General features: G+C 58.4%; 14 protein-coding genes and 1 pseudogene. 12 read left to right on the top strand and 3 right to left on the bottom strand.

From position 1 onward, the window contains the following. The first annotated feature begins 100 nt into the window (after positions 1–100). Entirely contained in the window at positions 101–559 is a 459-nt protein-coding gene (locus tag B4F73_RS08290; RefSeq protein WP_290482987.1) for a DUF6491 family protein, read from the top strand. A gap of 27 nt (positions 560–586) precedes the next feature. Further along, positions 587–976 (top strand): SET domain-containing protein, encoded by a 390-nt coding sequence (locus tag B4F73_RS08285; RefSeq protein ID WP_206993036.1) that lies wholly within the window; start codon positions 587–589, stop codon positions 974–976. A 3-nt stretch (positions 977–979) separates the two neighbouring features. Here B4F73_RS08285 and B4F73_RS16825 read toward each other — a convergent pair whose 3' ends face one another. Beyond that, positions 980–1,348: a thiol-disulfide oxidoreductase DCC family protein gene (locus tag B4F73_RS16825; protein WP_414651738.1), complete on the bottom strand. Its 369-nt coding sequence runs from the start codon at positions 1,346–1,348 to the stop codon at positions 980–982. A 48-nt stretch (positions 1,349–1,396) separates the two neighbouring features. Further along, entirely contained in the window at positions 1,397–1,684 is a 288-nt protein-coding gene (gatC, locus tag B4F73_RS08280) for an Asp-tRNA(Asn)/Glu-tRNA(Gln) amidotransferase subunit GatC (protein ID WP_290479140.1), read from the bottom strand. Between the two features lie 80 nt (positions 1,685–1,764). Here gatC and ruvX point away from each other — a divergent pair, with 80 nt between their 5' ends. The 10 genes from ruvX (at position 1,765) to rsmA (ending at position 12,851) form a co-directional block, all read left to right on the top strand. Next, on the top strand, positions 1,765–2,220 hold the full coding sequence (gene ruvX, locus B4F73_RS08275) for a Holliday junction resolvase RuvX (RefSeq protein WP_206993033.1): 456 nt from the start codon (positions 1,765–1,767) through the stop codon (positions 2,218–2,220). Continuing rightward, positions 2,220–3,134: an AEC family transporter gene (locus B4F73_RS08270; RefSeq protein ID WP_290482986.1), complete on the top strand. Its 915-nt coding sequence runs from the start codon at positions 2,220–2,222 to the stop codon at positions 3,132–3,134. The genes ruvX and B4F73_RS08270 overlap by 1 nt, the downstream gene beginning before the upstream one ends. Before the next feature lie 56 nt (positions 3,135–3,190). Next, positions 3,191–4,138 carry an aspartate carbamoyltransferase catalytic subunit gene (locus tag B4F73_RS08265; protein WP_290479142.1) on the top strand — a complete coding sequence of 316 codons (948 nt, stop codon included), beginning with the start codon at positions 3,191–3,193 and terminating at the stop codon, positions 4,136–4,138. After that, positions 4,135–5,415 (top strand): dihydroorotase, encoded by a 1,281-nt coding sequence (pyrC, locus tag B4F73_RS08260; protein WP_290482985.1) that lies wholly within the window; start codon positions 4,135–4,137, stop codon positions 5,413–5,415. The genes B4F73_RS08265 and pyrC overlap by 4 nt, the downstream gene beginning before the upstream one ends. A 68-nt stretch (positions 5,416–5,483) precedes the next feature. Continuing rightward, the gene (gene plsY / locus B4F73_RS08255; protein WP_290479144.1) at positions 5,484–6,104 is read left to right on the top strand and encodes a glycerol-3-phosphate 1-O-acyltransferase PlsY; all 621 of its coding nucleotides are present in this window, start codon (positions 5,484–5,486) and stop codon (positions 6,102–6,104) included. Then, positions 6,101–7,207, top strand: coding sequence for a DNA-processing protein DprA (dprA, locus tag B4F73_RS08250; protein WP_290482984.1), 1,107 nt, complete (start codon positions 6,101–6,103; stop codon positions 7,205–7,207). Before plsY ends, dprA begins: the two co-directional genes overlap by 4 nt. Positions 7,208–7,377: 170 nt before the next feature. Further along, on the top strand, positions 7,378–9,564 hold the full coding sequence (locus B4F73_RS08245) for an LPS-assembly protein LptD (RefSeq protein WP_206993027.1): 2,187 nt from the start codon (positions 7,378–7,380) through the stop codon (positions 9,562–9,564). Positions 9,565–9,724: 160 nt separating this feature from the next. Continuing rightward, positions 9,725–10,969: a peptidylprolyl isomerase gene (locus tag B4F73_RS08240; RefSeq protein ID WP_206993026.1), complete on the top strand. Its 1,245-nt coding sequence runs from the start codon at positions 9,725–9,727 to the stop codon at positions 10,967–10,969. A 38-nt stretch (positions 10,970–11,007) separates the two neighbouring features. Continuing rightward, positions 11,008–12,015 carry a 4-hydroxythreonine-4-phosphate dehydrogenase PdxA gene (gene pdxA / locus B4F73_RS08235; RefSeq protein WP_290482983.1) on the top strand — a complete coding sequence of 336 codons (1,008 nt, stop codon included), beginning with the start codon at positions 11,008–11,010 and terminating at the stop codon, positions 12,013–12,015. Continuing rightward, complete coding sequence (gene rsmA, locus B4F73_RS08230) at positions 12,012–12,851, top strand: 16S rRNA (adenine(1518)-N(6)/adenine(1519)-N(6))-dimethyltransferase RsmA (RefSeq protein ID WP_206993025.1); 840 nt, start codon at positions 12,012–12,014, stop codon at positions 12,849–12,851. The genes pdxA and rsmA overlap by 4 nt, the downstream gene beginning before the upstream one ends. Before the next feature lie 53 nt (positions 12,852–12,904). Here rsmA and B4F73_RS08225 read toward each other — a convergent pair. Then, positions 12,905–13,140: pseudogene (locus B4F73_RS08225) on the bottom strand (catalase-peroxidase); the annotation flags it as partial.

Below are 13,140 nucleotides of genomic sequence, written 5' to 3'. Positions count from 1 at the left end.
ACGGCTTGGCACAAAAGTTCAAGCCTTCGTGAGCCTTCTTGTCAGTTGCGCGAGAGTGGCGCAGGCTCGGTTCCAACGCCAAATTCAACGGAGACCCATCATGCGTACCCTCATGCTCAGCCTTGCTGCCCCCGTTATCCTGGCGGCCTGCGCCACTTCAGAGACACAAGAGGACCGACCACGCGGCGTCGAGCGCTATGCCGACGATCCACGACTGGGCGAAGAGGTGAGCAGCATCTGCTTTGCATCCACCATTGATGGTTTTGGCGAAACAACACGGGACACAGTTGTGGTGCGTGACGGGCGCGACCATTTCCTGATTGAAGTGTTTGGCGCGTGTACGCCGCTGGATGATGCAATGCGGATCGGAATGGACGCGACCGGCAGCTGCTTGCGAAAGCATGACGCGCTAATCGTGTCCGACTCCATTTCTGATTTCGCAGAGACCACGCCCTTTTCCAAGCAAAGATGCCTGGTGAATGGAATCTATGCATGGGACCCAGAGGCAAAGGCGGAAGAATCCGAAGAAGAATCTGGCGAGGAAGACGCTGAATCCTGATGGCGGCGGCTTCGGCATGTGGTAATCATGCCTATGGAAAAAACCGGATACGCCTCACCCGTTGAGGTTCGCCAATCTCCCTTTCACGGTCGTGGCCTGTTCGCGGCCGTTTCCTTTGAAGCGGGCGACCTGATCGCAACCTATCCCCTCCTGGTCCTCAGCCAGGATGACACCGCCGCCATTCGCGGCACCCAGATCCATCATTACGTCTTCTACGTGGATGAAAATGAACAAGGAAAAATGCGCGCCGCGGTCGCATTCGGCCTGATCTCGATGTGCAATCACAGTGTCGAAGCCAATGCGGATTTTACCGTCGACCCGGCTGCACAAACTGTGACGCTAAGTGCCCGCACCCCCATCCTTGCCGATGCAGAAATCCTGATCGACTACGAAGAATTCGCTGACCAGATTATCTGATCGCTACCAGCGGCCAGACATCCGATTCCAGCGCCACAGAAGGTGGGCGGTCACATGATACAGGCTGCGGGATACCAGATTCAGCCCAGGCAGATTGCCCAGCCAGGCCAACCATCCATAGCCGGGCGTCCGCTGCCATATCTCAGCGACCGCTGGCCATCCTTTAACCGCGTGACCATCCGGCAAGACAGCATGCAGTTTCAGGCGAACGTCGTTAAGGGAAATGCCCCGATCGCGAAAACGATCAGGTGTTTGAGAAACATCTACATAATCGACAAGGTCTGAACCTGTTCGGGTTCGCCGTTCGAAATGGCAAATTCCCTCCCGACAGACAGGACACACACTGTTGTAGAGAACTGTCAGCCGTTCCATAAGCGCGTTGTACAGCACTTATGGCACGATGGCACTGCGGCGGCTGGCTTATTCCACGGCCTTGGGCACAACGAAGAAACCATCTTCGGTGCGCGGTGCGTTTGCCAGAACCTGATCCTGGATATCGCCATCTGTGACGATATCTTCACGCATGGGCAGCGTCGTCTCAACCACGGAGGTCATCGGTTCCACGCCGTCAATATCAACCTCGTTCAACTGGTCGATCCAGCTGAGGATGCCATTCAATTCCCCAACCAGTTCCCCGACATGCTGTTCGCTGACGGCAATGCGCGACAGGCGGGCAACCTTGCGGACATCATCCTTGGTAACAGACATGAGCGAACTCCAACGCGTGAAAATGAACCGCCCGAATACGCCATAGGCAACACGGCATCAAGGCGCTATGTGGGCTATTCATGCCCATAACTGATCCTGACCATTTCCCGAAAACCGGCGCCCTGATCGGCATTGATCCCGGGACGAAGACGCTCGGTATCGCGTCGGCGGATGGCCTGCGGATGCTGGCGAGCCCGGTCGAGACCATTCCACGCGGCAAGAAGCTGGCCCCTGTCCTTGATCGCTTGTTCCACCTCTATGATGATCGCGTGGCTGTCGGCATTGTCATGGGACTTCCGCTTAACATGGACGGGTCCGAAGGCCCACGCGCACAATCTGTCCGCGCGCTGGCCTGGCACATCATGAAACGCCGCGACGTGCCAATCCTGTTTCAGGATGAACGGCTCTCAACAGTAGAAGCCGAAAATGCGATGATCGAGGCTGACCTTTCGAGGAAACGACGCGCCGAGCGAATCGATGCCTCAGCTGCTGCGGTAATCCTGAATGACGCCCTTCAAAGACTGGCTCGAACCTGATGTCAGGGTTTCTCTACGCCCTCCTGCCCGTCATCGCGATCGTCACGCTCGGCCATGTCCTGTCTGCCCGCAATTGGATTCCGACCGATAGCTGGCGCGCCATCGAACGCCTTTCCTATGTGGTGCTCTTCCCGGCGCTCATCCTTCGCACCTTGGCCAATGCACCATTCGAAGAAGCGCCCTGGGGACTCGCTGCCGCGCTGATCTTCGCGCAGTTCGCCCTCGGTGGCATAGGATGGCTCGCCCGCTTCCTGCCCAATATGCCTGGCCCGGCCGTCGGCTCTGTCATCCAATCCAATGTTCGCTGGAATACGATGATCGGCCTGTCCATCGGCAGCCTCCTGTTCGGTGAAGAGGGCCTCGCGCTCGTCACCATCGCCGCCGCCGTGATGATTCCCACCGCCAACATTCTATCAGTCTACGCGCTGATCGCACACGCGGATACTCCGCACGGACCAAAACCCAATCCGTTTATGGCATTGTTCAAGAATCCGATCGTCATCGCGTGCATTGGAGGATTGGCACTGGCGGGCGCTAGCGTCACGCTGCCCCGTCTGCTCGATGACAGCCTCCGCATCCTGGGTGACGCGGCCCTTGCCCTCGGCCTGCTCTCTGCTGGCGCGGGCGTCGATCTGTCCGCCCTGAAGCGCGCCGGCTCCCGCACACTTACATGGTCGCTCGTCAGGCTGCTGGGCCTGCCAGCCTTCGCGGTAGGCTTCTGCCTCCTGCTCGGCGTAACCGGTACACCGCTTGTCATCGCACTGATCTGCGCCGCGACCCCGACAGCGACCAGCTCATATATCCTCGCCAAGGAACTGGGGGGCGATGCGGCACTCTCGGCCAATCTGATCGCCGTTGAAACAGTGCTCGCCATGGTCACGATCCCCATACTGTATCTGCTTCTCACGCTCTGAACCTCTTGCCCCAACTCCGAAACGCGCCTAAACCGCCAAAAATCGAAAGGGCCTCCATGAGCAAGGCGGCATATCACTACTCCTTCGACCACGAGCATTTGCTGGGCATTGATGGCCTTCACCCGCTCGATCTCACTCATATTCTCGATCTGGCAAACGACTATGCCGAAGCGACACGGACGGGCCAGCGGGCAGATCCGGTCTTGTCTGGAAAGACAGTCGTGAACCTGTTCTTTGAAAATTCCACTCGGACGATGAGCAGTTTCGAGATTGCCGCCCGCCGATTGGGCGCCGACGTCGTATCGATGCCAGTAGCACAGTCTTCCGTGAAGAAGGGTGAGACACTGATCGACACAGCAATGACCCTGAACGCCATGAAACCGGACGTGTTGGTGGTCAGGCACTCGGCCTCGGGCGGCGCAAAGCTGCTCTCCCGCAAGGTCGATTGCGCCGTGATCAATGCCGGGGACGGCACGCATGAACACCCGACTCAGGGCCTGCTCGACACGCTGACCATCCGCCGCAACAAGGGCCGGATCGAAGGGCTCAAAGTCGTCATCTGCGGCGACATTGTCCATTCGCGCGTCGCGCGCTCTACGACGATGGCGCTGCACCTGCTGGGCGCCGAAGTACACCTGTGCGCACCGCGAACACTCATGCCATCGGGCACGGAAACCTGGGGTGCCGCCTCAGCCACATCCGACTTCGACAGAGCCCTTCAAGGCGCAGACGTCGTGATGATGCTGCGCCTCCAACTCGAGCGCATGGATGGCGCGTATTTGCCAAGCCGCCGCGAATACTTCCGCTATTTCGGCCTGACACAGGAACGGCTTGCGCTTGCAAAGGACGACGCGATTGTCATGCATCCCGGCCCGATGAATCGCGGCATCGAGATCGAAAGTGCCATTGCTGATGGTGAGCGCTCGGTGATTACAGAACAGGTGGAAATGGGCGTCGCTGTGCGAGAGGCCGTGCTCCATTTGCTGGCAGGAGGCCGCCCATGAGCCTGTCCATCTTCAACGCGCGCCTATTGGATCCGGCATCCGGACTGGATGAAATCGGCGGCATCCTGATCGAGGATGGTTTCATTACCGCAATTTCGCCAGGCGCTACGGGCGCCGTTGGCAATGCAAATGAAGTCATCGACGCAGGCGGACTTTGTCTCGCACCGGGCCTAATTGATCTGCGTGTGAAAACGGGTGAGCCAGGCGACGAGCAAAAGGAGACGCTCGCAACAGCATCTCGAGCCGCCGTTGCGGGCGGTGTGACCAGTCTCGTCGTCATGCCGGACACCAAGCCAGTCGTGGATGACGTCGCACTGGTCCGTTATATTTCAGATCGTGCCAAAGTCAGCGCGAAAGCCCGCATATACGCCGCCGGCGCACTCACCGTAGGCTTGGAAGGTCACGCCATGGCCGAGATAGGCATGATGGCGGATGCTGGCGCGGTCCTGTTCACCAATGGTGATGCGCCCATCTCAAATCCCTCCATACTCAAACGCGCGATGACTTATGCGGCCAGTCGCGGTGCCATCGTCATGTCTCGCCCGGATGATTGCGCGTTGAAGGGCTCTGGCGTGATGAATGCCGGGGCCTTCGCCGCCCGCAAGGGTCTCGCCGGAATTCCAAAAGAAGCTGAGTGGATCGGCGCGGCGCGCGACCTGATGCTTGCGGAAGCAACTGGCTGCACCCTGATCCTTGATCAAGTATCCACCCCCCGCACACTGGAACTGGTCTCAGATTCCCGCGCCCGGGGCGCCAACGTCTTCACGACCATCGCCGCACATTCGCTTTTCTTCAACGAGATCGACGTTGGCGACTACCTGACCTATTGCAAGGTCAATCCGCCCTTCAGGGACGAGGACACACGTCAGGCCATGATTGCTGCGTTGAAGGCAGGCGAAATCGATTCCGTGGTGTCCGCACACGACCCGCAACCCCCGGAAGAAAAGCGCCTGCCATTTGGTGAGGCGAGCTTTGGCGCGGCAGGCCTCGAGACCACGCTTTCGGCACTACTCAGCCTTGTTCATGATGGCCCGCTCACCCTGCTTGAAGCGCTCGCGCCGATTACCTCCAAGCCGGCGGACATTATCGGGTTGCCTGAAGGGCGACTGGCTGAAGGGGCGCCTGCAGATGTCATTCTGTTTGATCCAAACAAGCCTTGGCTCTGTGAACGTGAACACCTTCTTTCCAGATCAACCAATTCGCCTTTTGATGGGCGGCGCCTGCAAGGCCGTGTGCTGCGGACATTTGTGGGTGGAGTGCAGGTTTTTGAGCGATAGCCCAGACTGGCCTTGCCCACCGCCGGTTCCATTCGTAGAATTTTCAATTGGGAATTGAGGAGATCGACATGACAGCTGAGCTGGCATTCCCCTTGGCCGCACTTTGCGGCTATCTCGCCGGTTCGATCCCGTTTGGCTTGCTCATCACCCGCGCTGCAGGTCTTGGCGATATCCGATCCATTGGCTCCGGCAATATCGGAGCAACAAACGTGTTGCGTACGGGCCGCAAAGACCTCGCGCTTGCGACGCTGCTTCTCGATAGTCTGAAGGCAGGCCTACTGGCGCTAGCATTTGGAATGCTTGCCAGCAGGGAAGTCGGCTTCGTGGCCGGCGCATTCGCCTTTGTCGGCCATTGCTACCCCATATGGCTCGGATTCAAGGGTGGTAAGGGGGTCGCGACCTATGCGGGACTGCTGCCATTCGTGTCCCTGCCCGGTTTCTATATCGCCGCACCGGTTTGGCTCGGCCTGTTTGCAATTACCCGCATTTCTTCTCTCGCCGCGTTGACCGCTGCGACATTGGTGCCGCCCGGCGCATGGCTGCTGGGCGAACGGAACATGTTCATCATTGGCGGGCTCGCGCTGTTGTCGCTCTTCGTGTTCTGGACTCACCGCGCCAATCTGAGCCGCCTATTGAAGGGTGAGGAGCCCAAGTTCGGCTCCAAAAAAACGGTAGACCCGACCACATGAGTCCGGCGCGCGCGCTCAATGATGCAGAACGCCTGGATTGGGTGAGGCTCGCGCGCACCCCGAATATCGGCCCGGTCACTTTCTTCCAGCTGATACGCAAGTTCAAATCAGCGGGCGCAGCGTTGGACGGTCTACCGGAGTTGACCCGGAAGAGCCGCAGAGGCCGTGAACTCGTCCCCCCGGATGTCTCCGATATCAAGCATGAGCTGGACCGGACCCGGAAGTATGGCGCACACATAATCGCAAGCTGCGAACCCGCTTATCCGCCCTTGCTTAAGGCACTCGATCCCCCGCCGCCCGTCCTGACAGCGCTCGGCAAACTCGATCTGGCCGCCAAACCCACAGTGGCCATCGTCGGCGCGCGGAATGCATCCGCCGCCGGACGAAAGCTCGCCCGCGATATGGCTTCCGCGCTTGGCGGCGCCGGGTATGCTACGGTTTCCGGTCTCGCCTTGGGCATAGATGGCGAGGCACATGCCGCCAGCCTGGGCACTGGCACCATTGCTGTGCTGGGCGGTGCGGTGGACCATGTCTACCCGCCCCAGCATGACCGACTCTATGCCGAAATCGCGGCGCAAGGACTCATCGTATCTGAAAGTCCGTTCGGATATCGCGCCACAGCAAAGGATTTTCCGCGACGCAACCGCATCATCACCGGCTTGTCGCGAGGGGTGGTCGTTGTGGAGGCCGCCGAAAGGTCTGGCTCCCTGATTTCGGCTCGAATGGGGGCAGAGCAAGGCCGTGATGTCATGGCGGTGCCCGGCTCACCGCTAGATCCCAGATCAGCCGGGACAAACCATTTGATCCGGCAAGGCGCGACGCTCGTGCGTCATGCCGACGACGTTCTGGAAGTTTTGGAAAGTCTTTCCTTTTCAGGCGTGTCCGCGCCCAGAGAGTTGTTCGAAGGATCGCCAGAGCATGATTTGCCAACCGACTTGATTGAGCGAATCCAGCAAGCTTTGTCGCCCCATCCCATGCCCCTCGATGAAATCGCAAGAGCAGCCGGGGCTACACCGGCCCAATGCGCCGCAGCCTTGATGGAACTGGAGATTGCTGGTGAGGCAATCACCCTTCCCGGTGGTCTGGCATCCCGCGCGGTTTGAACCGAGCTGTGCTGTCAGTGCATCGGCAGAAACATGAAAAATCAGCCGGAATGGTCTCATGGCTGGACGATTCCCGCCTTCCTCTCTAAGCCTCCAAAGGGAAATGAGTGTAGGCGGAACGCGGCGCGCGTTCGGTTCGACGCCCGAAAACAGCTGTAAGGGTACGCGTTTTGGCAAAATGGCATCATGTTGCAGCTGCACTTGGACTGGCGGCTTCTCTTCCTTGGTACGCCATCGCCCAGGAAAACACGGGCGCTCCGCAACCAGCCGAGCAGGATGAGCGGGTCGTTCTCGAAGCCGACTATGTTTACGAAGTTCGAGATGAGAACAAACTTGTTGCCGAGGGCAATGTTGAGGCGCTGTATCAGGGCCGCATCCTGCGCGCTGACAAGATCGTCTACGACCGCACGACCGAGAAAGTCCGGGCCAGTGGCAATGTCATTATCATCGATGAAACCGGCAGCCAGCAATTTGCAGACGAAATCGAGGTCAATTCCAACCTGGAAGACGGCTATGCAATCGGCTTTTCAGCGCGGCTGGATCAGGGCGCAACGGTCGCCGCCAATTCTGCGATCCGGCAGTCAAATGGCGTGAACGCGCTGGACCAGGTGGTGTATACCGCTTGCCCGGTCTGCGAAGAGGACAAGACACCCACTTGGTCCGTCCGCGCCCGCCGGGCTGTCCTTGACCAGGAAAGCCAGATGATCTCGTATCGCGATGCCGTGATCGAAGTCGCCGGCATTCCCGTATTTTATTTTCCGTTTCTGGCTCACCCCGATCCGTCATCTGACCGACGGTCGGGTCTCTTGATCCCCTCTGCCGGTAACTCGTCCAAACTCGGCTGGTTCTACCAACAGCCCTATTACTGGGCCATTTCGGATTCGTCCGAGCTGACGATCTCGCCCATGGTCACGCAAAATGTGAACCCCATGCTGGAACTTGATTACCGCAAGAAATTCTATTCTGGCGCGATCAACATCAATACGAGTTTTACCAGCGAACAGAATTTCGACAGTGACGGCGAACTTTTCGGAGAAGAAAAACTACGCGGACACGTTTATGGAAGCGGTCTGTTTGCTATCAACAACCAATGGAAATGGGGCTTTGGTGTCGAGCATCAGACAGATGACCTCTATGATCGCCGATACGATCTGGACGGGCAAGATGAACAGCGCGGCCTCTATGCCAGCCAGCCCCGCCGCCTCCTGACGCAATTGTTCGCCATCGGCCAGGGCGACGACTATTACACTGACGTCGCCCTGTTGAAGTTCCAGGGACTGCGCGAGAATGACGACGATGGCGAATTGCCCACCGCCCTACCTGTGTTCTATGGCGAGAAGTATTGGGACCTTGGCAATATGGGCTTTGCCAGCGTCAACGCGTCGAGTGCCATCCTTAGTCGGGATTTGGGGGAAGACAGTCACCGGGTCAGCGTTGGCGCGGACTGGACCGATCTCAACATCTTACCCGGCGGCTTCACATTCGAGCAATTTGCCGAAGTTCGTGCCGATTATTACGGTTTGGACGAAGACGTTTCCGGTGAGGAAAGCGTCTCCCGCGCCGTTGGCAATATCGGGGGCAAGCTGGCTTATCCCATGATCCGGCCCGGGAAAGTCATTGATATCATGGTCGAACCGGCGGTCATGGCGGCGTGGGGCCTCTCCAACGTCAATGATGACGCCATCCCGAACGAAGACAGCCTGCTTTACGAGGCCGACGAAGCCTCGCTGTTCGATGCCAACGGCTTTGGTGCCTTCGATCTCTATGAAGGGGATGGAAAGCTCGCGGCGGGGATCACTACTCGCGCGGTTTGGAAAAGCGGTCCCAGCCTCAGCGCAACGGTCGGTAAACGATGGCGGTCCAGACCAGATAATGCGTTTGATCCGGTGAGCAATCTTGATGGGACATCATCGGATTGGATCATCGCTACGACGGCAGATCTGGGCGAATTGTTACGTGTGGATGCACGAGCTCGCCTGGATGAAGACGGGTTCAGCCTGAATAGGATCGACGCGAAATTATCTTCATCTTACAAACGGTTCCGCGCTATTGCGCAGTACTACAAAGTTGACGAGCGGATCGCAATCGTGGGCGGTGGAGACGAAGGCGTATTGCTACGCGGCGACATCAAGGTGACCAGCCAGTACTCGGTCTTCTTCGGTCAATTGAGAGATATCCAATCCAATTTGAATGCTCGGCAGGAATACGGCATCGCCTTCGAAGACGAGTGCTCGCGGTTTGAACTGGTCTATATGCGGTCGGAATTACAGGATCGTACGCTGGGACCGGAAGAAAACATCCAGATTCGATTCTCGCTCAAGACCATCGGCGACTTCGGCTCCAGCGAGTTCGATTGATTCGGGGTATGAGGGCGCGATATTGCCCGATGTCATATCCTAAATTTCCGTAAGAATTCAGGGATGACTGCCCTGATGCGTTGCGCGCGATTGCAGGACTTGTATGGTCCGGCAGTATAATTGCCACGGGGCCCGGCTGGGCACTCAATGGAGGCCATTCATGGTTCGTCAGATTTTCGCAGCTGTCCTTCTTGCAGCCATGCCTGTTGGCCTTGTTGCAGCAGCGCAGGAAGCAAGCGCACCAGAACGGTTGGCGCTGGAAGGTGTCGCCGCCATCGTAAATGACCAACCTATTTCCTATTCAGATGTTCGCCAGCGCGCACGACTACTGCTGCTCAGCCTCGGTGGTCAGCAGCCGTCCCAGGAACAGATTCAGCAGATCACAGGTCAGGCTCTTGAACAGCTGATCGATGAGCGCCTCCAGCTGGAGAAGGCCGCCGAATTCGAAATGGAAATTGCGCCGGAAGAGATCAACGGGGCCGTAGACGACATGGCGCGCCAGTCCGGCGCAACGGGTGATCAGCTGAAGCAACAATTGCTGGCCGCTGGCGTGAACCCCACCAGTCTTGAAGAGCAGATGCGTGCCGAGATCGCCTGGAGCCGCGTGATGAGCGGATTGTACGGCTCACGTATCCGCATTTCGGACAACCAGGTGGAAGACCAGCTTAACCGCGTGCGCAGCTCCCTGCAGCAGACCCAGTATCGTGTTTCCGAAATCTTTCTCTACGCACCGGATCCGGAAACCAAGGATCAAGCCCTGCAAGCCTCCAGTTCGATTATCGAGCAGTTGAATCAAGGCGCCGATTTTCGCATTGCGGCACAGCGTATCTCTTCTGCGCCAACTTCGGCCACAGGGGGAGATATGGGGTGGATCACAATAGGTGACCTTGACCCTGTGCTCGCACAAGCCGTCGAAGACTCAGCTGGACCCGGCATCGTCGGTCCGCTCGCAGTCGAAAATGGAATTTACATTCTGAATATTGCCAGCAAACGTGAGCCAGCCAAACTGACAACCAAGGTCGACCTTATTCGCCTGCAAGTGACAGATGGCGATGAAGCCGTCCTCACAGAAGCCATGGAAGCCATCTCCAGCTGTGATGATGTTCAAAGCGTTTCCAATTCGAAATCGAACTTGCGGCATGCTGACCTGACAGACATAAACGTCGACGAGCTGGGCACTGAGGGCAAGGACCTCGTGCTTGCGGCAGACGTTGGCCAGCCCACAGAAATCTTTGCCGCCGGTAGCGGCCTTGCAGTCATGTATGTCTGCCGCCGTGAGGATGGTGCCGAAGCCCTGCCATCGCGCGATGACCTCAAGAGCCGCCTGAAAGATCAGGAACTCAGCATGATTTCGGAGCGAGAGCTGCGCGACATGCGCCGCGAAGCGACGATTATCTATCGCTAGGCCTTGCATGGCGGGCTGTTTGGATGAAGACCCCCTGAGTGACCGATAAAAGCCAAACTCCACTCGCATTGACAATGGGCGACCCTGCGGGTGTAGGCCCGCCGATCACAGTGTCGGCGTGGAACGCGCTAAAGCATGATCCGTCTTGCTGTTTCTTCGTGATTGGCGCGCCACGTTTGTATGCTCGGGACATTCCGGTGCAGGAAATTTCCAGCCCGGCAGACGCACAAGAGATATTCGCTCATGCGCTACCCGTCATTCCGTTGGAAGAGGTACCGGACATCCAGCCTGGACAGGCAGACGACCGCGCCGCCGCATCCATCATCAAATCCATCGAACTGGCCACCACCTTGTGCCTTGATCGCTCTGCAGACGGCATGGTCACCAATCCAATCAACAAGGCGCTGCTCTATGGGACGGGCTTTCGTCATCCGGGCCATACAGAATTCGTGGCCGCGCTGTGCGCGGAAGGCTCTCAGACTTCGTACCTACCGGTCATGCTGTTGACCGGAGGTGGTCTGCGCGTCGCACTCGCAACCATTCATGTCGCTCTGAAAGATGTGTTCAGTCATCTGAACACCAAAGACCTCGCCACACTTGGAGAAATTGTGGCGGAGTCAATGCGTGCGGACTTCGGCATTGCCTCGCCCCGCCTCGCCTTCACCGGATTGAACCCACACGCTGGCGAGAACGGTACGATAGGGCGCGAGGAAGTCGATATCATCAATCCTGCAGCCAGCGCCCTGCGCGCCGCCGGCATCGACATGTCAGACGCGCGGTCAGCTGACACAGTGTTCGCCGAATCTCTGGACGGACGGTTCGATGCCATCATCGCCATGACCCACGATCAAGGGCTCATTCCGGTCAAGACGCTGGACATGTGGGGCGGCGTCAACACGACGATTGGCCTGCCCATTGTACGCACCAGCCCCGATCACGGCACCGGCTATGATGCCGCCGCGAATGACACAGCTCGGCCTGACAGCCTGATCGCCGCAATCCGCCAGGCCCGAATGATCGCTGATAACCGAAAGAAAATTTCATGAGCCGTGACGAGACGCCGCCAGGCCTGACACAGGCAACTGCGCGCAAGGCGCTAGGTCAGCATTTCCTTTTCGATCCGGACATTTTGAAGCGAACGGCACTGGCCGCAGGACCGATAGAAGGCCGGACAGTCATCGAGGTTGGCCCAGGTCCGGGCGGGCTCACGCGCGCCTTGCTGGACAATGGCGCCGCCAAGGTCATCGCCGTGGAGGCTGATGAGCGATTTGCCCAGGCACTACAATCATGGCCAGAAGCCAAAAGCGGTCGTCTCCACGTAATCCTGAAAGACGCACGCAAAGTTCGCTGGGAAGAAATGCTGGCAGAACTTGGCGGCACCACACCAGCCATGATGATCTCCAATCTTCCTTACAATGTTGGCACGCCATTGCTCGTAGCCTGGCTGAAGTCAGGCCCCTGGCGTGGCGAGATGGCCCTGATGTTCCAAAAGGAAGTGGCTGAGCGCGTGTGCGCCAAACCGAATACGGATCAATATGGTCGCCTCGCCGTCCTGACCCATGCGGTTACCGATCCCCATATTGCCTTCACGCTGCCGCCGGGTGCGTTCCGACCCCCGCCGAAAGTGGACAGCGCCGTAGCCGTTCTGCACCCGTTGCCGCCGGAAAAAGTCTTTCCCCATCTCGACAAGCTGGAAGAAGTGGCCGGTGCGGCGTTCGGACAGAGGCGGAAGATGCTGCGAGCGGGCCTGAAACCGCTTGCCAAGCGTCATGGGCTCAAAGCGGTGGAATGGCTCCAAAGCCTCGACATTGACCCGACGGCCCGTGCCGAGACGCTCAGCCAGGACGAATTCCGGCGGATGGCCGCCTCCCTCGTCAAATAGAAAACGGCGCCCCGGTTTCCCGGAGCGCCGCGTTTTAGACAATCTGTAACCAACTAGTCGCGTTCAAGATCGAACCGATCGGCTTCCATGATTTTCGTCCAGGCCGCGACGAAATCGTGCACGAACTTCTCTTTCGCATCATCCTGGGCGTAAGTCTCCGACAGGGCCCGCAGTTGTGAGTTCGAACCGAAGACGAGATCAACTCGCGTGCCGGTCCATTTCACTTCTCCGGTATTGCGATCACGTCCTTCGAAGACATCCTGCTTCTCAGTGGCTGCTTTCCAAGCGA

This window comes from Hyphomonas sp. UBA3601, assembly GCF_002375605.1.
GTDB lineage: Bacteria > Pseudomonadota > Alphaproteobacteria > Caulobacterales > Hyphomonadaceae > Hyphomonas.
Note: the sequence above shows the minus strand (reverse complement) of the source record. Positions and strands in the feature narration are given on the sequence as shown.